General features: G+C 64.7%; 21 protein-coding genes and 1 tRNA gene. 17 read left to right on the forward strand and 5 right to left on the reverse strand.

Going from position 1 to position 20123, the window contains the following annotated elements:
- Nucleotides 1–22 precede the first annotated feature (22 nt).
- Together B5525_RS00995 and B5525_RS01000 are read right to left on the reverse strand one after the other, a co-directional pair.
- On the reverse strand, nt 23–346 hold the full coding sequence (locus B5525_RS00995) for a hypothetical protein (protein WP_079564094.1): 324 nt from the start codon (nt 344–346) through the stop codon (nt 23–25).
- A gap of 71 nt (nt 347–417) precedes the next feature.
- Nucleotides 418–494 (reverse strand) — tRNA-Pro (locus B5525_RS01000).
- Between the two features lie 59 nt (nt 495–553).
- Between B5525_RS01000 and B5525_RS01005 the strand changes: the two genes are divergently transcribed.
- Genes B5525_RS01005 through B5525_RS01025 form a run of 5 tightly spaced genes read left to right on the forward strand, consistent with a single transcriptional unit; the run spans nt 554 to nt 4781 of the window.
- The gene (locus tag B5525_RS01005) at nt 554–1555 is read left to right on the forward strand and encodes an L-threonylcarbamoyladenylate synthase (RefSeq protein WP_079564096.1); all 1002 of its coding nucleotides are present in this window, start codon (nt 554–556) and stop codon (nt 1553–1555) included.
- A 40-nt stretch (nt 1556–1595) separates the two neighbouring features.
- Entirely contained in the window at nt 1596–3023 is a 1428-nt protein-coding gene (locus B5525_RS01010; RefSeq protein WP_079564097.1) for an FAD-binding oxidoreductase, read from the forward strand.
- Nucleotides 3024–3025: 2 nt separating this feature from the next.
- Nucleotides 3026–3481 carry a GNAT family acetyltransferase gene (locus tag B5525_RS01015; RefSeq protein WP_154073002.1) on the forward strand — a complete coding sequence of 152 codons (456 nt, stop codon included), beginning with the start codon at nt 3026–3028 and terminating at the stop codon, nt 3479–3481.
- 21 nt (nt 3482–3502) lie between these two features.
- On the forward strand, nt 3503–4084 hold the full coding sequence (locus B5525_RS01020; RefSeq protein ID WP_079564099.1) for an NUDIX domain-containing protein: 582 nt from the start codon (nt 3503–3505) through the stop codon (nt 4082–4084).
- Nucleotides 4085–4142: 58 nt separating this feature from the next.
- A complete protein-coding gene (locus B5525_RS01025) occupies nt 4143–4781 on the forward strand; it encodes an aspartate/glutamate racemase family protein (RefSeq protein WP_079564101.1) in 639 nt (212 codons plus the stop codon).
- A gap of 19 nt (nt 4782–4800) precedes the next feature.
- Here B5525_RS01025 and B5525_RS01030 read toward each other — a convergent pair whose 3' ends face one another.
- Nucleotides 4801–5565 carry an SOS response-associated peptidase gene (locus B5525_RS01030; RefSeq protein ID WP_079564102.1) on the reverse strand — a complete coding sequence of 255 codons (765 nt, stop codon included), beginning with the start codon at nt 5563–5565 and terminating at the stop codon, nt 4801–4803.
- Nucleotides 5566–5628: 63 nt separating this feature from the next.
- Between B5525_RS01030 and B5525_RS01035 the strand changes: the two genes are divergently transcribed.
- The 4 genes from B5525_RS01035 to B5525_RS01050 all read left to right on the forward strand — a co-directional run bounded on the left by B5525_RS01035 (nt 5629) and on the right by B5525_RS01050 (nt 7602).
- Nucleotides 5629–6141: a hypothetical protein gene (locus B5525_RS01035; protein WP_079564104.1), complete on the forward strand. Its 513-nt coding sequence runs from the start codon at nt 5629–5631 to the stop codon at nt 6139–6141.
- 145 nt (nt 6142–6286) lie between these two features.
- Nucleotides 6287–6718 (forward strand): NUDIX hydrolase, encoded by a 432-nt coding sequence (locus tag B5525_RS01040; protein WP_079564105.1) that lies wholly within the window; start codon nt 6287–6289, stop codon nt 6716–6718.
- A 68-nt stretch (nt 6719–6786) separates the two neighbouring features.
- Nucleotides 6787–7164 carry a TIGR02301 family protein gene (locus B5525_RS01045; protein WP_079564107.1) on the forward strand — a complete coding sequence of 126 codons (378 nt, stop codon included), beginning with the start codon at nt 6787–6789 and terminating at the stop codon, nt 7162–7164.
- Between the two features lie 174 nt (nt 7165–7338).
- Nucleotides 7339–7602: a hypothetical protein gene (locus B5525_RS01050; protein WP_079564108.1), complete on the forward strand. Its 264-nt coding sequence runs from the start codon at nt 7339–7341 to the stop codon at nt 7600–7602.
- A gap of 180 nt (nt 7603–7782) precedes the next feature.
- Here the strand turns inward: B5525_RS01050 and B5525_RS01055 are convergent, their stop codons facing one another.
- A complete protein-coding gene (locus tag B5525_RS01055; RefSeq protein WP_079572758.1) occupies nt 7783–9117 on the reverse strand; it encodes a dihydroorotase in 1335 nt (444 codons plus the stop codon).
- Nucleotides 9118–9239: 122 nt separating this feature from the next.
- Between B5525_RS01055 and B5525_RS01060 the strand changes: the two genes are divergently transcribed.
- From B5525_RS01060 to B5525_RS01095, 8 genes are all read left to right on the forward strand, one after another.
- Nucleotides 9240–10121: a YgfZ/GcvT domain-containing protein gene (locus tag B5525_RS01060; protein ID WP_079564110.1), complete on the forward strand. Its 882-nt coding sequence runs from the start codon at nt 9240–9242 to the stop codon at nt 10119–10121.
- Entirely contained in the window at nt 10118–10744 is a 627-nt protein-coding gene (locus B5525_RS01065; RefSeq protein WP_079564112.1) for a DNA-3-methyladenine glycosylase I, read from the forward strand. Before B5525_RS01060 ends, B5525_RS01065 begins: the two co-directional genes overlap by 4 nt.
- A complete protein-coding gene (locus tag B5525_RS01070) occupies nt 10741–11358 on the forward strand; it encodes a YfbR-like 5'-deoxynucleotidase (protein WP_079564114.1) in 618 nt (205 codons plus the stop codon). The genes B5525_RS01065 and B5525_RS01070 overlap by 4 nt, the downstream gene beginning before the upstream one ends.
- A gap of 67 nt (nt 11359–11425) precedes the next feature.
- Nucleotides 11426–11932: a tyrosine phosphatase family protein gene (locus tag B5525_RS01075; protein WP_079564115.1), complete on the forward strand. Its 507-nt coding sequence runs from the start codon at nt 11426–11428 to the stop codon at nt 11930–11932.
- Between the two features lie 19 nt (nt 11933–11951).
- Nucleotides 11952–12929 carry an NUDIX hydrolase gene (locus B5525_RS01080; protein WP_079564117.1) on the forward strand — a complete coding sequence of 326 codons (978 nt, stop codon included), beginning with the start codon at nt 11952–11954 and terminating at the stop codon, nt 12927–12929.
- 55 nt (nt 12930–12984) lie between these two features.
- On the forward strand, nt 12985–15699 hold the full coding sequence (locus B5525_RS01085; protein ID WP_079564118.1) for a DUF2339 domain-containing protein: 2715 nt from the start codon (nt 12985–12987) through the stop codon (nt 15697–15699).
- A gap of 190 nt (nt 15700–15889) precedes the next feature.
- Complete coding sequence (locus B5525_RS01090; protein WP_079564120.1) at nt 15890–16429, forward strand: FecR family protein; 540 nt, start codon at nt 15890–15892, stop codon at nt 16427–16429.
- Nucleotides 16430–16471: 42 nt separating this feature from the next.
- Nucleotides 16472–18352 carry a CHASE2 domain-containing protein gene (locus B5525_RS01095; protein ID WP_079564121.1) on the forward strand — a complete coding sequence of 627 codons (1881 nt, stop codon included), beginning with the start codon at nt 16472–16474 and terminating at the stop codon, nt 18350–18352.
- A gap of 9 nt (nt 18353–18361) precedes the next feature.
- Here the strand turns inward: B5525_RS01095 and B5525_RS01100 are convergent, their stop codons facing one another.
- Entirely contained in the window at nt 18362–20041 is a 1680-nt protein-coding gene (locus B5525_RS01100; RefSeq protein ID WP_079564123.1) for a methyl-accepting chemotaxis protein, read from the reverse strand.
- Nucleotides 20042–20123: the final 82 nt, after the last annotated feature.

Below are 20123 nucleotides of genomic sequence, written 5' to 3' on the forward strand. Positions count from 1 at the left end.
GCGGTGCCTTCGCGGAGTAGCGTCAACCTAAAAGCGTTGATCCCTTGTGCTGAGAGATGGCGAATTCGAGGATGTCCTCGTCGACGCCCTTACACCCCTCGCACCAAAACTTGATCGACAGGCCATCCCGCCTGCTGCTCGGATTGCCGCTCCCGTCCGAGGGAACCGCGTCGATTTTTGCCGAGCCGCCCTCTACCACCGAGCGAATGACCAACTCGGCATCCTCGCCCCGGTCATAGGAGGTTACCCCCTGATGATGAAGAGACTCGCCGCCACAACGCGGACACAGCAAAATCGTCTCGCCGCGATCGGTCGTCAGAATGCGCTTTTCGACGATCAAGGCCACGCGGACTACCCTATTTCGTTGCGTATTTCGTTGCGCGCGAAAAACATCGAAAGTATAAGTATTTGAAATAATGGTCGGAGTGGCAGGATTCGAACCTGCGACCCCTGCGTCCCGAACGCAGTGCTCTACCGGGCTGAGCCACACTCCGACAAGAACGCGGCTTATAGCCTTGGGTTTCGCCCACCGCAAGCAGCCGTATTGAAGGACATGACGCCTGTGAATGTGGGCCTGAAAACGCAGATCTTGCCTGCCGGCGAGGCCGCCGTGGCTGCGGCCGCGCGCATTCTGAGGGCGGGCGGGCTGGTCGCGTTCCCGACCGAGACCGTCTATGGCCTCGGCGCCGACGCCACCAATCCGGCAGCGATCGCCCGGCTCTATCAAGCCAAGGGCCGGCCGGCGTTCAATCCGCTGATCGCCCATGTCGGGGATATCGAGGCCGCCCAGGCGATTGCCCGCTTCGACGCCAGCGCGGCCGCGCTTGCCGCGGCGTTCTGGCCGGGGCCGCTGACGCTGGTGCTGCCGAAAACAAGCGATTGCCCGGTCGCCGATCTCGCCACCGCGGGGCTCGAGACGATCGCGATCCGCATTCCCGCGCACGCGATCGCGCGCGACATCCTGCGCGCGTTCGGCGGGCCGGTGGTGGCGCCTTCGGCCAACCTGTCCGGCCATGTCTCGCCAACCACGGCGGCGCATGTGCAAGCCGATCTTGCAGGGCGGATCGACCTGATCGTCGACGGCGGGCCGGTCGAGGTCGGCGTCGAATCCACCATCGTCGGCTGCTTCGAGCAGCCCATGCTGCTGCGCCCCGGTGGGCTGCCGCGCGCGGACATCGAGCGCTTGCTCGGCCGCGCGCTGGCGCAGCTGCCCGAGGATGCCAAGGGCGACACCAGCCAGCCGCTGGCGCCGGGCATGCTCGCATCGCATTACGCGCCACACACCAGGGTGCGGCTCGATGCCAGGCGAGTTGAGGCCGGAGAGGCGCTGCTGGCGTTTGGCCCGGATGCGTTGCCGGGAGTTGACGCAGGCACGGCGGTGATGAATTTGTCCTTGCGCGGCGATCTCGATGAGGCCGCCGCCAACCTTTTCGGCTATCTTCGCGCCCTCGATGCCAAAGGCGCGCGCACCATCGCCGTCATGGCGGTGCCGCATCACGGGCTCGGCGAGGCCATCAACGACCGGCTGCGCCGCGCCGCGGTGGAGCGGGAATGAGGAAGCGCGAAAGAAGAGCAAGAGAAGACAAGAGAACAAGATGAATATCGTCCAGCCCGCCGCCCCGCCACTCTCGCCCGATTTGATCGTGCGGTTCCGCGCCATCGTCGGCGACAAATATGCGGTGACGGATGCAGCCGATATCGCGCCTTATCTCACCGAGGAGCGCAATTTGTTCCACGGCCGCTCGGCGCTGGTGCTGCGTCCGGGCTCAACCGCGGAAGTTTCCGCGATCTGCAAGCTCGCCAGCCAGCACCGCATCGCGCTGGTGCCGCAGGGCGGCAATACGGGCCTGGTCGGCGGCCAGACCCCGCATAATGGCGAAGTGGTCATCTCGACGCGGCGGATGGACAAGATTCGCGACATCGACACGGCTTCCAACACCATGACCTGCGAGGCCGGGGTGGTCCTGCAGATCGCCCAGCAGCGCGCGGCCGACGTCGACCGGCTGTTTCCGCTGTCGCTCGGGGCGGAGGGCAGCTGCACCATCGGCGGCAACCTCTCCACCAATGCCGGCGGCACTACCGCGCTGGCCTATGGGGTCGCGCGCGAGATGGCGATCGGGCTGGAAGTGGTGCTGGCTGACGGCCGCATTCTCAACGCGCTGTCGAAGCTGAAGAAGGACAATACCGGCTACGATCTGCGCAACCTCTTCATCGGCGCCGAAGGCACGCTCGGCATCATTACCGCTGCGACGCTAAAGTTGTTTCCGAAGCCGCGCGCGGTGGAAACCGCCTATGTCGGCCTCCAATCGCCCGCCGCGGCGCTAAAACTGCTCGCGATCTCGCAGACCGAGGCGGCGGGCACGCTGACCAGTTTTGAATTGCTGTCCGACATCGCCGTGGATTTCAGCGTGCATCACGGCATCGACATCCGCGATCCCCTTGCGGCCAAGCATCCCTGGTACGTACTGATGGAATTGTCGTCGCCGCGCGACGACGCCCGCTCCACGCTGGAGGCGATCCTGGCGCAGGGAATGGAGAAGGAAATCGTCGACGACGCCGTGATCGCGGCGAATTTGAGCCAGCGCTCGGCATTCTGGAAGCTGCGCGACGAGATGTCGGCGGCGCAGAAGCCGGAAGGCGGCTCGATCAAGCACGACATTTCCGTGCCCGTGGTAGCCGTGCCCGATTTCATCGAGCAGGCCAACGCCGCGGTGGTGAAACTCATCCCGGGCGCGCGGGCGGTGCCGTTCGGCCATCTCGGCGACGGCAATATCCATTACAATGTCAGCCAGCCGGTCGGCGGCGACACCGCCGATTTCATGAGCCGCTGGCACGAGGTCAATGCAGTAGTGTTCGAGATCGTGCTGAAAATGGGCGGATCGATCTCCGCCGAGCACGGCATCGGCGTGCTCAAGCGCGACGAACTGCCCGGGGTCAAGGACAAGGTCGCGATCGAGCTGATGCGCGGCATCAAGGCGATGCTCGATCCGCTCGGCATCATGAACCCGGGAAAGGTACTGTAAGCGTGACTTTGACAGCCTCTACTCCGGCGCTCGCCATCGCACCGATCGAAGACAATGACATCCCCGACGTCATCGCGCTCTGGCAGCGCTGCGGGTCGACGCGGCCCTGGAACGATCCCGCCGCCGATATTGCGCTGGCGCGCAAGGAAACCAACTCGACGGTGCTGTTGGGCCGGAACGACGGCGTTCTCGTCGCTTCAGTGCTGGTCGGCCATGACGGCCATCGCGGCTGGGTCTACTACGTGACTGCCGACCCCGAACATCGCTTCAAGGGCTACGGTCGCGCCATCATGAGCGCCGCGGAAGACTGGCTGCGCGCGTGCGGCATCATGAAACTCCAACTCATGGTTCGCAACGACAACACAAAAGTCCACGCCTTCTACCAGTCGATCGGCTACTACAATCAACAAACCGTGACCTTCGCCAAATGGCTCGACGGGCGCGAGCCGACGCCGTAACGGATATCCGCAGGGGACTTCATGACCATTTCCGACCGCATTCGCGTCAAGGACCTCCGCCTGCTCTCCGACAACCATTACATCTTGAAGGCGGCCACCTTCGAATGGCGTCGCGCCAATGGCGAGTGGCAGACCCAGCACCGCGAGAGCTACGACCGCGGCAATGCCGCCACGCTGTTGCCGTACAATCTGGCGCAGCGCACGGTGGTGCTGGTGCGACAGTTTCGCTATCCCGCCTATGTCAACGGTTATGACGATCTGCTGATCGAGGCTGCGGCTGGCTTGCTCGACAATGAAACTCCGGAAGTTCGGATTCGCGCCGAAGTGGAGGAGGAAACCGGCTACCGGCTCGGCGAAATCAGGAAAATATTCGAAGCCTTCATGAGCCCGGGCTCGGTCACCGAAAAACTTCATTTCTTTGTCGGCGAATACGAACCGAAGATGAAGATCGGCAATGGCGGCGGCCTTGCCGACGAGGGCGAGGATATCGAGGTGCTGGAACTGCCGATCGATCAGGCGCTCGCCATGATCGGCGACGGCCGTATCGTCGACGCCAAGACCATCATGCTGTTGCAATACGCCGCGCTGAACATCTTTCGCTGACGCGAGGGTGCGGCTTGAAACATTGACACCCAGCCAGCCCAAAGCGAGATCGCCCAGGATGCGCATCACTCTCATCCACGCCTTGAAACACTCAATTGTTCCGATCGAGGCCTCGTTCGCCCGGCTTTGGCCGGACGCGACCTTGATGAACCTGGTCGACGACAGCCTGTCGGCCGATCTTGCGCGTGACGGCCACCTCACCTCCGGGATGACCGACCGGTTCCTGGCGCTCGGACGTTACGCGGCCTCGACCGGCGCCGACGCCATCCTCTTCACCTGCTCGGCTTTCGGGCCCTGCATCGAGGCGGTGGCGCGCGAGCACGCGCCGATGCCGGTGCTCAAGCCCAGCGAAGCCATGGTCGAGCAGGCCGCCGCGCGCGGCGACAGGATCGGCCTGCTCTCGACGTTTCCACCGACGCTGGTGTCGATGCCGGCGGAATTTCCCCGCGCCGTCACGGTCGTGCCGAAACTGGCCGAAGGCGCGCTTGCCGCCCTCGATCGCGGCGACCGCGCCGAACATGACCGGCTGGTCGCGGCAGCCTCCCGCGATTTGCGCGACTGCGACCTGATCGCGCTCGCGCAATACAGCATGGCGCCAGCGGCCTCGCTGGTTGCGGAGGCCTCCGGCCGGCCAGTGCTGACCACGCCGGACAGCGCCGTGCTAAAACTGAAAGGTTTGCTCGTTGCTCGATCATGAACGACAAACGGGAGAAATCTCAGAACAGCGATCCCTGCCCGTCATCGGGCGCCACCGGCGCAGGTTTGCGCGGGCCCGACTTTTTCGCGAGCCTCGGCTCCTCGGCCTCGCGCTCCTCCGCCGTGATCGGCAGGGTCAGTTGGGCGTCGTCATTGGAGACGCGGTTGACCCGTGTGGAGACCTCATACCAGGCGAATTCGCCCTCGCGCGGCGCCGCCAGCAGCAGCATCACGGTCTCCGCGGTATCGTCGCTGCAATCGAGCCAGCGCTCGAAATCATCCGCGGCGATCGTCACCGGCACCCGGTGATGCAACACGGCGAGATCGGCGCTTGCCGGCGCCGTGACGATCGCCACGGTGTCGAGTTCCTCGCCGTTCGGGCCCATCCAGGTTTCCGTCAGGCCCGCCAGGCCGATCGGGGTTCCGTCGCGGCGCTGAATGAAGTAAGGCCGCTTGCGTGCCCCCTCGGCCCGCCATTCATAATAGCCGTCCGCCGGAATCAGGCAGCGCCGCCGCCGGATCGCGTTCTTGAACGCCGGTTTTTCCCTGATCGTTTCCGCCCGGGCATTAATCAACAACGTAAAATTACGGGGATCCTTGACCCAGGCCGGCAGCAGGCCCCAGCGCATCAGCCGGAAATGCCGGATGCCGTTCTCGATGATCACCACCGGTATCGGTTGGGTCGGCGCAATATTGTGCCTGGGCGGGAAATTGGGCTGCTCGATATAGCCGAAAATCTGCCGCAAAGCCGCCGGTGGCGAAGTGATTACAAAGCGTCCGCACATTCTGTGGCCCAGATAGGTATCTGTTCAGTACCTTTTAACCCCACACCGTCAAGACTGGGACCGATGACATCCACGGCTGCCAACCCCGCCCGATCTGCTGCCCAGCCCCCTCGCCAGAAGGCTCCCATCAACGAGGCGCGGGCCGCGCAGCTGCGCGCCGCCAACATCAATCCCCGCACCGGGCTTGCCACCGACTACCTGAATCATTTCAATGAAGCGGTCATGCTGCTCGAGATGGTTCCTGACATGCCGGAATGCGCGGATGATTTCCTGGACTGGCGCCCGCTGTCCTATGGCGAGCATTTCCACGCCTCCAATTTCAAGGCGCGCGATTTGGCGATCGAGGCCTATGAATCGGCCGATACCGTCATCCGCACCGAATTCGACAATATCACCAGCGCAATGACTTCGATTCTCACCGCTGTCTCGACGGCGATGCGCGAAGCCAAGCAGGACAAGACCCGGGCCCGCCTCGCCGAGCAGGCCATCGTCTGGGTCAAGCCGCTGGTGATGCTGGCCGGCGGCGTCATCAACGGCGGCTCCGAGGCCGATGTCGACTACATCATGACCCACTAACTCCTGATCCTAATCGTCAGCATCAGATCATGATCTCATGTCCTTGTTTGAACGCGATTTCCGAGCACACGCTACGCGTGTGTGGAAGCGAAAACCGGCTTCCACGTCGTGCTAACGCGCCCCTCCAGGTCCGGGCCATGGTCTGATGCCGGCGGCGTCTCCCCTCCAGCCCTCCCACCCGCAGCTCGCCGTCAGCGCGGCGATCTTCCGCGACGACAGGATCCTGCTGGTGCGCCGCGCGCGCTCGCCGGCCAAGGGGTTTTATTCGCTGCCGGGCGGACGGGTCGAATTCGGCGAAACGCTGCACGCCGCGCTGCATCGCGAGGTCGACGAGGAAACCGCGCTCAAAATCGATATCGTGGGCCTCGCCGGCTGGCGCGAGGTGGTGCCGGGAACCGCAGGCGGCGGGCACTATCTGATCATGTCGTTCGCGGCGCGCTGGCGCGCCGGCGAACCGGTCCTGAACGACGAGCTCGACGATTTCAGGTGGCTTGCGCCGGACGCAATTGGCGATCTCAAGGTCACCGGCGGCCTGCAGGAGGTCATCCGGGCGGCCCGGGACCTGCTCCGGGCCTGATAGGGGCACCTCTTCAAAGCCAGCATGCCTTGCTTCCAGCCCATTGAGAAGGCATATCGTTCCGGCTCATGTTCAAGCAATTTCTAGCCGCCCTCATCCTTGTTTCGGCATGCCTTTCCGGACCCGTACGGGCCCAGGACGCGGCCGCGCCGTTCGATAACGACCTGCAGCGGCTGGCCGAAATCCTCGGCACCCTGCATTACCTGCGTGGTATCTGCGGCAGCAATGAAGGCAGCAAGTGGCGCAACCAGATGCAGGCGCTGATCGACGCCGAGACGCCCTCCGGCGACCGCCGCGCCCGCATGATCGCCGGCTTCAACCGCGGCTATAACGGCTTCCAGCAGACCTACCGGACCTGCACGCCGGCTGCGTCGGTCGCAATCCGCCGCTACATCGAGGAAGGCTCGAAGATCTCGCGCGACCTCACCGCCCGCTACGCCAATTGAAGCGGTTCGCGCGCGCGGATGCGCTTCAGGTAGAGCTTCAGTTCCGGAACCTACCGCATTGTTTACGGCCGTTAACCTTTCCTAAAGAACTGGTCTAGGCGGCCCGTTGGCTCATGCTAAACAGTTAGGCATTCGAGCGTTCCGCCCGGGATCGCCTACAGACTGTCGAGTTTCATGAGCCATCCAGCGTCCTTCACCGCCCGCGACCCCCTGCCCGATCACGAACAGAAGCAGGCGGCGCTCAGTTATCTTAACGAGGCCTGGGCGGAAGCGCGGCACGATGGCGTCGACGGCGACTGCCTCGCACAGGCCAGCCTGTTCGCGGCGTTCGCCGAGCTGGTTGCCACTTATGGCGAGGACGCGGTGGCGAAGTTCGTCGAAGGTCTCCCGTCGCGCGTGCGCAACGGCGAGTTTTCGACCCGGCTGGCGAAGCAGTAACTCAGATCGTCGTCACCCGGCAAAAGCGCGGAGCGTATTCGCGCTAGGTGACCGGGCGATCCAGTATTCCAGAGGCGTCAGCGATAGAAGCGAGAAGCCGCGGCGTACTGGATCACCCGCTTTCGCGGGTGACGACGACTTGCAATTGGCGCGGCGTTTCGCCCTGAGCGCGCGAAAAAATCACGCCTTCAGCGTCTCCAGAAACCGCACCGGCTCGCCGCCCGAGGGCGTCACCAGCTCGCCCTGCCACATCACCCGGCGGCCGCGGACGAACGTGCCGACCGGCCAGCCGGTGACGCGCACGCCGTGATAGGGCGTCCAGCCCGCGCGCGAGGCCACCCACTCGTCGGTGATGGTTTCACTGCGCTTGAGATCGACCACGGTCAAATCGGCATCGTAGCCTGCCGCAATGCGTCCCTTGCAGGCGATGTTGAACAGCCGCGCCGGGCCTGCGCTGGTCAGATCGACGAAGCGCGCCAACGACAAGCGCCCGGCGTTGACGTGATCGAGCATCAACGGCACCAGCGTCTGCACCCCGGTCATGCCCGACGGCGAGGCCGGATAGGTTTTGTCCTTCTCCTCCAGCGTATGCGGCGCGTGATCGGAGCCGAGCACGTCGACGATGCCCTGCTCGATGCCGTACCAGATGCCCTCGCGGTGGTCGGCCGAGCGCACCGGCGGATTCATCTGCGCGCGGGTGCCGAGCCGCTCGTAGCATTCGGGCGCGGCCAGCGTGAGGTGGTGCGGCGTCGCTTCGCAGCTGGCGACATCCTTGTGGTCGCGCAGGAACGCGATCTCCTGCTTGGTCGAGATATGCAGGACATGGATGCGTTTTCCGGTTTCATGGGCGAGCTTGACCAGGCGTTGCGTCGCCATCAGCGCCGCGGTCTCGTCGCGCCACACCGGATGCGAGCGTGGATCACCCTCGACGCGCAAATGCTTGCGGTCGTTGAGGCGGTACTCGTCCTCGGCATGAAAGGCGGCGCGGCGCCTGATCACCTGAAAAATCCGCCGCAGGCTTTCGTCGTCCTCGACCAGGAGCGCCCCGGTGGACGAGCCGATGAACACCTTGACGCCGGCGCAGCCGGGCGCGCGTTCGAGCTCCGGCAAGTCGGCGACATTGTCGCGGGTGCCGCCGATGAAGAACGCAAAGTCGCAATGCATGCGGTGACGGCCGGCCTTCAGCTTGGTGGTGAAAGCCTGTTCGGTGACGGTCAGGGGATCGGTGTTCGGCATTTCGAACACCGCGGTGACGCCGCCCATCACCGCACTGCGCGAACCGGTCTCAAGGTCTTCCTTGTGGGTCAGGCCCGGCTCGCGGAAATGCACCTGCGTATCCATCACCCCCGGCAGGATATGCAGGCCCTTGCAATCGATCACCTCCGCGGCGGACGCCTGTCCGAGCGGGCCGATCGCGGCGATCCGCCCGTTGGCGATGGCGACGTCGCGCACGCCCTCACCGTCCTGATTGACCACGGTGCCGGACTTTAGAATCACGTCGTAGCTTTGGCTCATCATTCCTCGTGTTCGGTTGCCTTCTCGTGCCGAGAAGGCCCAGGAGGGCCCGTGCGCCGGGTCTTGTCGTTTATGCCCTGGCGGCTTACGTTCCGGGGCAACGTGTCGCAAGAGATTTTTGCATGAAAGCAGCCTTTCTCCCCGACCGGGGCGTGGTCAAGGTCAGCGGCGAAGGCGCGCGCGACTTCCTCAACGGCCTCCTCACCACGGATATGAAGCTGCTTCGGCCCGGACTCGGCCGTTTCGGAGCGCTGCTGACCCCGCAGGGCAAGATCATTGCCGATTTTCTGATCACCGAAACGCCCGCCGGCCATGGTGGCGGCTTCCTGATCGATTGTCCGCGCGCGCTGGCGCAGGGGCTCGCCGACAAGCTCAGTATCTACAAATTGCGCGCCAAGGTCGCGATCGAGAATCTCACCGACAGTCTCGGCGTGCTGGCAGCCTGGGATGGAGATTTGGCCGTGATGCCCGATCTGGCATTCGCCGATCCCCGCAGTGCCGAGCTCGGCTGGCGGATCCTGGTTCCCGAGGGGCTCAAGCAAAAAGTCGCCGACCTGATCGGCGCGGAACTCACCGACAGCACGTCCTACGAGGCGCATCGGATCGCCGCCGGCGTGCCGCGCGGCGGCCTTGACTTCATCTATGGCGACGCCTTTCCGCACGAAACCAACATGGACCGTCTCCACGGCGTCGATTTCGACAAGGGCTGTTACGTCGGCCAGGAGGTGGTGTCGCGGATGCAGCATCGCGGCACTGCGCGGACGCGGACGGTTCGCGTCGTTCTGGAGGACTTTTCGCCGGAACCGGGCACAACGATTCTTGCCGGCGACAAGGCGGTCGGCACCATGGGAGCCACCGCGGGCAAAATCGGTCTCGCGCTGATCAGGATAGATCGCGTCGCCGACGCGCTTGCGGCCGGATTGCCGCTCACGGCGGGCGGCCTTGCCATTCGCCTTGTCGAGCCGGACGACCTCTTGACCGCGCCGAAAAAGACCGTTGCATGAGCCGCTCGGCGCGCCTGCATTCCGACGGCCTGACGCGGTGCCCGTGGCCGGGCGAAGATCCGTTCTACATGGCCTATCACGACACCGAATGGGGCGTGCCGGAATATGACGACCGCGCGCTGTACGAGAAACTCATTCTCGACGGTTTCCAGGCCGGGCTGTCCTGGATCACGATCCTGCGCAAGCGCGAGAATTTCCGCAAAGCCTTCGACGACTTCCGCCCCGAGAAGATCGCCCGCTACGACGCCAAAAAAACCCACGCGCTGATGAACGATGCCGGCATCGTCCGCAACCGCGCCAAGATCGAAGGTACGGTTGCAAGCGCAAAATCCTATCTGAAGATCATGGAAGACGGTCCGGGCTTTTCGAAATTCCTCTGGGACTTCGTCGACGGCAAGCCGAAGGTCAACAATTTCAAGACCACTGCCAGCGTGCCGGCATCGACGCCGCTTTCGATCAAGATTTCCAAGGAACTGGCTTCGCGCGGATTCAAATTCGTCGGTCCGACCATCGTCTATGCCTTCATGCAGGCCACCGGCATGGTCAACGACCACCTGGTCACCTGCTTCTGCCACGACACCTGCGGCGGCCAGCATCGCGGCCCGCGCCTCAAAGTCAAATGACGGCCAAAAAACCGTCCTTGCCGGAAATCTCCAGCCGCGTCTGGCAGCGGATGCTGTCGGGCCGGCGGCTCGATCTTTTGGATCCGTCACCGCTCGACATCGAAATCGCCGACATCGCCCATGGCCTGGCGCGGGTCGCGCGCTGGAACGGCCAGACCAGCGGCGCGCATATCTTCTCGGTGGCGCAGCACACACTATTGGTCGAAGCGGTGATGCGCGAGCAGTCGCCGCGCATCGATGCCAGAGTGCGGCTGGCGGCGCTGCTGCATGACGCGCCGGAATATGTTATCGGCGACATGATCTCGCCGTTCAAGGCGGTGCTCGGCGGCGACTACAAGGTGGTGGAGAAGCGGCTGCTGGCTGCGATCCACATCCGCTTCGGGTTGCCGCCGGTGCTGGCCGACGAAATCACCCAGCAGATCAAGGCCGCCGACCGCGGCGCCGCCTATCTCGAGGCGACCGAGCTTGCGGGCTTTGCCGAAGCCGAGGCCAAACGCCTGTTTGGGCGCGACCCCGGCCTGCCGGTCCCGGTGCGGCAGGATTATCTGACGCCCTGGACCGCGGCCAGGGCCGAGAAGCGGTTTTTGGCACGGTTCAAGACGGTGTGCTCATAAGTGCAGGTCTCCGAACGACCTTTCACGCCTCCGCGCGCGGGCCTATAATCGACGCAAAAGGAACGCCATGATCCACGTCTGCTCACTTGCCGCCCTGCCCCACACCGTCAAAACCACCGGGGCCAGCCACGTGCTGACGGTGATGGCCAATGTCGATCAGGTGCAGCGGCCGGAATCGGTACTGCCCGCCAACCACCTGAAAGTGCAGATGGACGACATCACCGAACAGATCGACGGCTTTGTCGCGCCCTCGGATTTGCATATCGAGCAGGTGCTGAATTTCGTGCGCGGCTGGGACCGCAGCGCGCCGCTCGTCGTGCACTGCTATGCCGGCATCAGCCGATCGACCGCGAGCGCCTTTGCCGCCGCCTGCCTGCTCAATCCGCACCGCGATGAAATCTCGATCGCCCGGCAAATTCGCGCGGCCTCCGCGATCGCCTCGCCGAACCGGCTGATCGTGGGCCTGGCCGACAAGGCGCTGGGGCGGGAAGGACGGATGCTGCGTGCGCTCGATGAAATGGGTCCGGGCACAATGATGGTCGAGAGCCACCCGTTCCGCATCGATCTCGACTGATGCCCGCACACAGCGCCAGATGAGCGAAAAGCTTCTGACGCCGATCGAGATCGGCCTCACCGCGGCGATCGTCGCGATCGAGGGCAACGAGCCGGTGATCCTCACCGCATCCGCCGGCGGCGGCGGCAAGCTCGCCGGACTTCCGTTCGGGCCCTTCGACGCGGTACGGCACCGCACCTTCGAGATCGGTTTGCGCGCCTGGGTGGAAGAACAGGCGGGGTTGCGGCTGGGCTATGTCGAACAGCTCTACACCTTCGGCGATCGTGGCCGCCACACCCAGCCCGGCGATACCGACGTCCACGTCGCCTCGATCGGCTATCTCGCGCTGACCCGCCCCGCCGACAACACCGCACGCGCGCCGGGCGCGACCTTCGAGCCCTGGTATCGCTTCTTCCCGTGGGAAGACTGGCGGGAGGCGCGGCCCGAAATGATCGAGCGCGACATCCTCGCCGAACTCACGCGCTGGGCCGACGAAAGCGAGCGGCCGGAGACCGCCCGCGCGCTCGGCCGCAAGGATCGCGTCAGGCTTTATTTCGGCACCGAGGGTGCGCACTGGGACGAAGAGCGCGTGCTCGACCGCTACGAGCTGCTCTATGAAGCCGGGTTGATCGAAGAGGCGCAGCGGGACGGCCGCCCTGCGGCATTGGCGCGCAAGTCGATCCCGCGCCTCGGCGTATCCATGCGCTTCGACCACCGGCGGATTCTGGCCACGGCAATGGGGCGACTGCGCGCCAAATTGAAATACCGGCCCGTGGTCTTTGAACTTTTGCCGGGCGAGTTCACACTCACTGAGTTGCAGCGCACCGTGGAGGCGATCTCGGGGCGGCATCTGCACAAGCAGAATTTCCGCCGGTTGGTGGAAGCCGGCGCCCTGGTCGAACCGACCGGCGTGATGTCGACACAGACCGGCGGACGTCCCGCCGCGCTGTTCCGCTTCCGCCGCGAGGTGTTGCAGGAGCGGCCCGCGCCGGGCCTGCGCGTTCGCGGTAGGCGCTGAGGATTTTTCGAAAGCGGTTAAGCCCTCAACGCCGGGCCGATCGCCTGGAGGCTTGATGTTCGACTCGCCGTACGATTTTTTTGCGCTGCTGATAGCGATCGCCGCGTTCATTTTCGCGCGCAAGGCGATCAATCAGGCAGCCATGTTGTGCGCGCGGCTGGATGCGATGGAAGCAGCGTGGGAAGCAAGGCTGGCAAGGCCGCCGCTGACGCCGCTCCAGGAGCCTGAACAGACGCTGGCCGCCCCGTCGCCCGGCATTGCGGCCGAGCCGCCGGCAACGATTGACACAACCGAATCCGCCCCGCCGGTCGCAGATGACAAAACCGCCGCGCCGGACGTCGCTGCCGGCGGGCCACCCGCGATGCCGCCGCCGCTGCCGCCAGCCGAACCCGGCTTCGAAGAACGCATCGGCACCCGCTGGGTGGTCTGGATCGGCGGCCTGACGCTGGCGCTCGGCGGCTTCTTTATGGTCCGCTATTCGATCGAGGCCGGCCTGCTCGGGCCCGGCGCGCGAACCCTGCTCGGCGGTGCGTTTGCGCTGGCGCTGCTGGCCGCCGGCGAATGGACGCGCCGCCAGGAGAGCATTTCGACCATCGAAACGCTGCCGATCGCCAATATCCCGGCGATCCTCACCGCCGCCGGCACCGCAGTCGCCTTCGCAACCGTCTTTGCCGCCTATGCGCTGTACGGATTTCTCGCGCCCGCCACCGCCTTCGTCCTGCTCGGACTGGTGGCGCTCGGCACGCTTGCCGCGGCGCTGCTGCACGGCCCGGCGCTTGCCGGTCTCGGCGTCGCTGCAGCCTTTGTCACGCCGATCCTGGTATCGTCGGAGCAGCCGGACTTCTGGGCGCTGTATATCTACCTCGCCATCGTCACCGCAGCCGCCTTCGCGCTGGCGCGGATCAGGCTGTGGCGCTGGCTCGCGATCACCACCATCGCAGCCTCTCTGCTGTGGACCTTCCCCTGCCTGGAATGCGGGCCGTCAATGGTCGCTCCGCACGGCTTTCACGCCATGTCGGGATTCGTGCTCGCTGCGCTGCTCGTGGTGTGCGGCTTCCTGTTCGGCCCGCCGGCCGACGCGGGGCGGATCGAGCCGATTTCGTCCGGTTCGCTCGCGGCTTACCTGTTGGGCGCGACGTTGATCGTGTTGGCGAGCTTGCATGCCGATACCGCGATCATCGTCTTCGCGGTCCTGGTGGCGGGCACGTTGATCGTCGCATGGCGCGCGCCTTCCGCCACCGGCGCGGTCGCAGCCGCTGCCGCGTTCGTCTTTGTCGTGTTCGCCGAATGGGCGGTCCGCGGCAATCCGGACATGCTGGTGTTGCCGGGCGGCCCGCTGCGCGGCATCGGCCCGGTCGCGACCGATGCCTCCGTCACGCTGCATCTGGTCACCGCGGCGGTCTTCGCAACTATCTTCGGCGCCGCCGGATTTCTGGCGCAGGGCCGCTTCGCCAGCGCCATCATCCCGGTGGTGTGGTCGGCTTCCGCCGTGTTCACGCCCTTGGCGCTGCTGATCGCGCTCTATGCCCGCATCGCCCATCTCGATCGCTCGATCCCGTTTGCGATTCTGGCCGTGCTTCTCGCGGCCGCCTATGGCGCGGCGTCCGAGATTCTCATCCGGCGCGACAACCGCCCGGGCCTGCCAATTTCGATCGCACTGTTCGCCACGGGTACGCTCGGCGCCCTGGCGCTGGCGCTGACCTTTGCGCTGGAAAAGGGCTGGCTCACTATTGCGCTTTCGCTGATGTCGATGGGCACGGCGTGGATTTCGATGCAGCGCCCGATCCCGTTCCTGCGCTCGCTCGCCGCCATTCTCGCCGGGATCGTGGTGCTGCGCATCGGCTACGAGCCGCGCATCGTCGGCGACACGGTCGGGGCCACCCTGGTGTTCAACTGGCTGCTCTGGGGCTACGGCATTCCGGCGCTGTCGTTCTGGGTCGGCGGTTTCTTCCTGCGCCGCCGGGGCGACGATGCGCCGCTGCGCGCGGTCGAAGCGGCCGCGGTGCTGTTCACCGTGCTGCTGGCGTTCATGGAAATCCGCCACGCGGTCAACGGCGGCGATGTCTACAGCGTCAATTCCTCGCTGGTCGAGTTTGGGCTTGAAGTTTGCGTCGCGCTGGCGATGGCGATCGGCCTGGAGCGGTTGCGTATCCGCAGCGCCAGCATCGTTCACAACATCAGCGCAATCCTGCTGACTGCCTTTGCGGGCCTCGCCAGCGTCTTCGGGCTGTTGCTCCTGGAAAATCCCCTGCTGTGGCCGATCAATGTCGGCGGCGTCTTCGTCAACCGCCTTGTGCTGGCTTATGCGATGCCGGCCGTGCTGATGCTGCTGTTGTCCTATGCGGTGGCGGGACGGCGGCCCGCGGCTTATGCCAATGCCATCGCGGCCGGCGCGCTGGTGATGGCGCTGAGCTATGTGACGCTCGAAATCCGCAGGCTCTATCACGGTCCGCTGCTCACCTCCGCGCTCACCAGCGGCGCCGAGCAATACACCTATTCGATCGCCTGGCTCGCCTTCGGCGTAGCACTGCTCGGAATCGGCATATCAGTCAATTCGCGGCGCGCGCGGCTTGCTTCCGCCGTGGTGATCGCGCTCACCATCGTGAAGGCGTTCCTGATCGACATGTCGACACTGACAGGCGTCTACCGCGCATTGTCGTTCATGTGCCTGGGCCTGGTGCTGGTGGCGATCGGCTGGCTGTACCAGCGCATCCTGTTTCGAAAGCAGACGCCGCCGCAAGCCGCGCCCGTGGCCCCGTCGGGAGCATAGGCACACTCCCGGTATTGCCGCGGGCCGGTCTGCGCAACGTTTCTCCAACGTGAATAAAGTTGTAAAACCGTGTTCTTGGGCCTGCATCGGCACAGACATTTTCTGAACACAGTTAGAAATTCAAAACGATGTTGCCGCGACCATATTTCGACTAAAGCATATTGTGATGCGTATAGAGGGAGACACAATTATGAGAGCGCTCGCTCGGATGATGTGCGCGGCTGTTATCTGTGGAAGTCTTGTCTGTGGAGCTCTTGGCGCTGGCGTGGCATCGGCGCAACCAACCGCGATGGGGTGCACTTCAGGGCAACTGCCGAATGCGGCGCAGATTTTGCGTTGCCGCGGCGGCGTGACCATCGTCGCCGAAAGCGGCGCGATATACACCCTGCAGAGCCGCAACAGGAATGGCGAAGTCGATGCCGTCGATCTGAAGGGCAAGGCCTTGCTCGTCGATGCTCCAAAGCATCAAGGCAGAAATCGGTTTGAGGTGACGACACCGCAGGCCATCGCCGCCGTACGCGGCACGAAATGGGCGGTAGACGCCCAGGACACCAGGACGTCGGTTCTGGTTCTCAGAGGCCAGGTCGCGGTGCGAAGGCCCGCCGGCAACGGTCAGGTCGTTTTGGGACCCGGCCAGGGTGTCGACGTCGACCCGGGGGCTGGTCCCCTGATCGTGAAGCGCTGGCCGCAACCGCGCGTCGATGCATTGCTTGCGCGGCTCGGACAGTAACTTGCAGTATTCCTGGGCAATGATTTTGGACAATGATCGTCGGTGACCGGCAGAACCTTCCAGACACTGACTGCGCTGGTGTTGGCGGCGCTTTGGGCGCTGGCGCTGGGAATCGGGCACTGGCGCGGCGACACTCAGTTTCTTGATCGTGCCGAAGGCGCGCTGACCGATCTGCGCCTGCTCGCACGCGGCGAGAGAGCCGCGCCGGATTCGGTCACCATCGTGGCCATCGACGATGACACCGCGGCGAAGAGAGGCGGCTACCCGTTGCCGCGCGCCGATCTCGCCGCCATCGTCGAACAGATCGCGCGCTTCGAACCCCGCGTCATCGCGGTCGACGTGCTGCTGATCGATCGCGGCAGCGACCAGGGCGACGCAGCTTTGGCACGGGCCTTCGACAGGCGCCCGACGGTGATCGCCTCGGCAGCGGTCTTCCCCGAAGCGACCCAGTTGATGGAGGCGGGCGAGAACGAACTCCTCGCGCGCTTGCCGCTGGCTGAGAAGTTCCTGCTTCCGCGCCAGGCCTTCGCCGATCATGCCGCCGTCGGCGTGGTCAACTTGACCACGGACAAGGCCGGCACGCCCAGGGCCGCTCCGATGCTGTTTCGAACCGCCGAACAGGTTGAATTGTCGTTTCCGCTGCGCGTCGCCGCGTTGGCTGATGGCGCCGAGCCGACGCTGGAGGCGGACAGCCTCACCCTGGCGGGACGACGCATCGCCATGGACATCGGCCATGCTTTGCCACTGTCGTTCTATGGCCGCCGTGGCACGGTCCGGACCATCAGCGCGGCTTCGGTATTGAACGGCAACATTGATCAGGAGGCGGTCCGGGATCGGATCGTCGTGATCGGGGCTACCGTCACCGGCGGCGGCGACGTATTCCCGACGCCATTCGACCCGGTGATGCCGGGGGTGGAGGTCATCGCCACGGCCATCGCCCATTTGACGACCGGCGACGGGATCCTGCGTGACCGCTCGACACGCGCCATCGACGCGGTTCTTGCCATCGTGTTGACGCTGCTGCTGACGGGCTTGCTGGCGTGGCGGCGCAGCGCCGTCGGTCTGCTCTCGATCGGGGCCGTGCTCGTGATCTGGATGATCGCCAACTACGTCGCATTTTCACACAATGTCTGGCTGAGTGCCGCGTTGCCGGTCGCGGCGGCCGCTCCGCCGGCAATCCTGTTCGGCGCAATCCAGCTTTGGCTGAACCGCCGGCAGGCGCAGTATTTCGCTGGGAAGAACGAGTTGCTGCAGCAATTCCAGGCACCCGCGCTTCGCAAATGGCTGACGGTGAATCCGCAATTCCTGCTGGTGCCGGTCCATCAGGATGCCGCGATCGTGTTCGTCGACCTGTCCGGCTTTACCTCACTCAGCGAAACCCATGGCATGGACGCGATGCTGGAGGTGCTGAAGGATTTCCACACCCTCGTCGACCGCGAAGTGGTGGCCCATGGCGGGGTCATCACCAATTTTCTGGGCGATGGCGCCATGATCCTGTTCGGCCTGCCGGAGAGCACCGAGGACGACGCCCGCAACGCGGCGCTTTGCTGCGTCGAACTCTGCAAATGCATCGAACGATGGATCGAAACGCTGCCGCCATCGATCGCGTCGCAAATCGGCTTCAAGGTGGGTGCCCATTTCGGACCGATCATCGCATCCCGGCTCGGCGGCGGCAGCTATCAACACATCACCGCGACCGGTGACAGCGTCAACGTGGCCAGCCGCCTGATGGAAGTCGCCGCGAAGCACGGCACGGAGCTGGCGGTGAGCGACGATCTGCTTCGCAAGGCGGGCCCACAATGCGCATTGTTCGAGTTTGGAATCCTCACAGGACCCAGGGAAACGCAAATCCGTGGGCGCTCGGGCGCACTGTCGGTCTGGCTTTGGCGGACCGATTCAGGCGGCACGATGAAAGCGGGTTGATGCGGCCTATCAGGCCGCCCTCACCGTATTGAGGAACCTGTCCACTTCGAGCTTGAGGCGGTTGCTTTCGCGCGACAGCGACTGCGCCGAGGACAGCACCTGCGAGGAGGCCGAGCCGGTCTCGCCGGCGCCGCGCTGCACATCGACGATGTGGGACGAGACCTGCTGGGTGCCGTGCGCGGCCTGCTGCACGTTGCGGGAAATCTCCTGCGTCGCCGCGCCCTGCTCTTCCACCGCAGCCGCAATGGTCGAGGAGATCTCCGACAGTCTTTCGATGGTGCCGCTGATCTCCTTGATCGCGCCGACCGACTCCTGGGTCGCGGCCTGGATCCCCGAGATCTGCTGGCCGATCTCGCCGGTCGCCTTGGCGGTCTGTTCGGCCAAGGCTTTGACTTCCGAGGCGACGACCGCAAAGCCCCGGCCGGCCTCACCGGCTCGCGCGGCCTCGATCGTCGCATTCAACGCCAGCAGATTGGTCTGCCCCGCGATCGTATTGATCAGTTCGACGACGTCGCCGATTCGCGCAGCGGCCTTCGACAATTCGCTGACGCGGTCGTTGGTCTTGCGCGCCTGATCCACCGCCTCGCCTGCCATCCGCGCCGATTCCTGCACCTGGCGGCCGATCTCGTCGACGGAGGACGCCATCTCCTCGGTGGCGGAGGCCACCGACTGCACGTTGGTGGAAGCTTCCTCGGAGGCAGCCGCAACCATGGTGGTGAGTTCCTGCGCCCGCGCCGCGGTCGAAGTCAGCGTGCCTGCAGAGGCCTCCAGTTCGGTCGAGGCCGACGACAGCGAGCCAACCACCTCGCCAATCAGCGATTCGAACTCACGCGTGATGCTGTCCACACGCTGGCCCCGCTGGATCTTGGCGTCTGCATCGAGCGCCACCGCCTCGTCGGAGGTCTTCTTGGCGATCAGCGCATCCTTGAAGACCTGCAGGGCGTTCGCCATGATCCCGATTTCGGTTTTCTCGCCCTGATGCGGGACTTGGGCGGCCAGATCGCCCGCGCCCAGCGCCTGCATCGGGGCAACGATCGACTTGATTCCGGCGGACACGTCGCGAACCAGCAAGATCGCAGCGCCAATTCCGACGATCATTGCCAGTACGAGCGAAGCCAGTACCATCTTGATGGCGGCATCGAAACTTTCCGCTGCCCGCGTGCCGGCCGCATCCGCGCCCTTGCTGTTCAGCAAAACATCCTTCTGCAGCGTCTCGTCGGCCTTGACGCCGGCGAGCGACGCCTTGGCATGGAGCGCCCTGGCCTCGTTGTCCTCGTTCTTGCGGGACAGCACCAGAACCTGCTTAGCGCCGTCGATATATTCGGCCCAGGAGGCGCTAAACTCGTCGTAGAGGGCGCGCTCCTCCGCCGTGGTGATCATCGGTTCGTAGGCCTTGCGGACCTTGTTCAGGATGTCGGTCCACTTTGCCAGAAGCTCTTCCTGCGCCTGCTTTCCCGCCTCGTTGGTGGCCAGCAGATGGGAGCGGACGATCGCTCTGTAGGTAATGGTCGCGGCCCGCACTTCGCCAAGCGTCTGAACGCTCGGCAGCCAGTTGCTGACGATGTCGACGGTGGAGGAGTTGATGACATACATCTGCCTGATGTTCAGCGCTCCCATCGCCGACATGGCAACGAGCATCAGAGCAACGACAGCCGTGATCTTGGCGCGAATGGAGAGCCTTGCAAGCATGACAGAGAAGTCCCCGGTTTTCGAGATTATTGGCCTCGTGTGAGGCGATCGATTGCAGATAAGACGGGCAAGCCGACGCCGA

Source organism: Bradyrhizobium erythrophlei, from assembly GCF_900129505.1.
GTDB lineage: Bacteria > Pseudomonadota > Alphaproteobacteria > Rhizobiales > Xanthobacteraceae > Bradyrhizobium > Bradyrhizobium erythrophlei_D.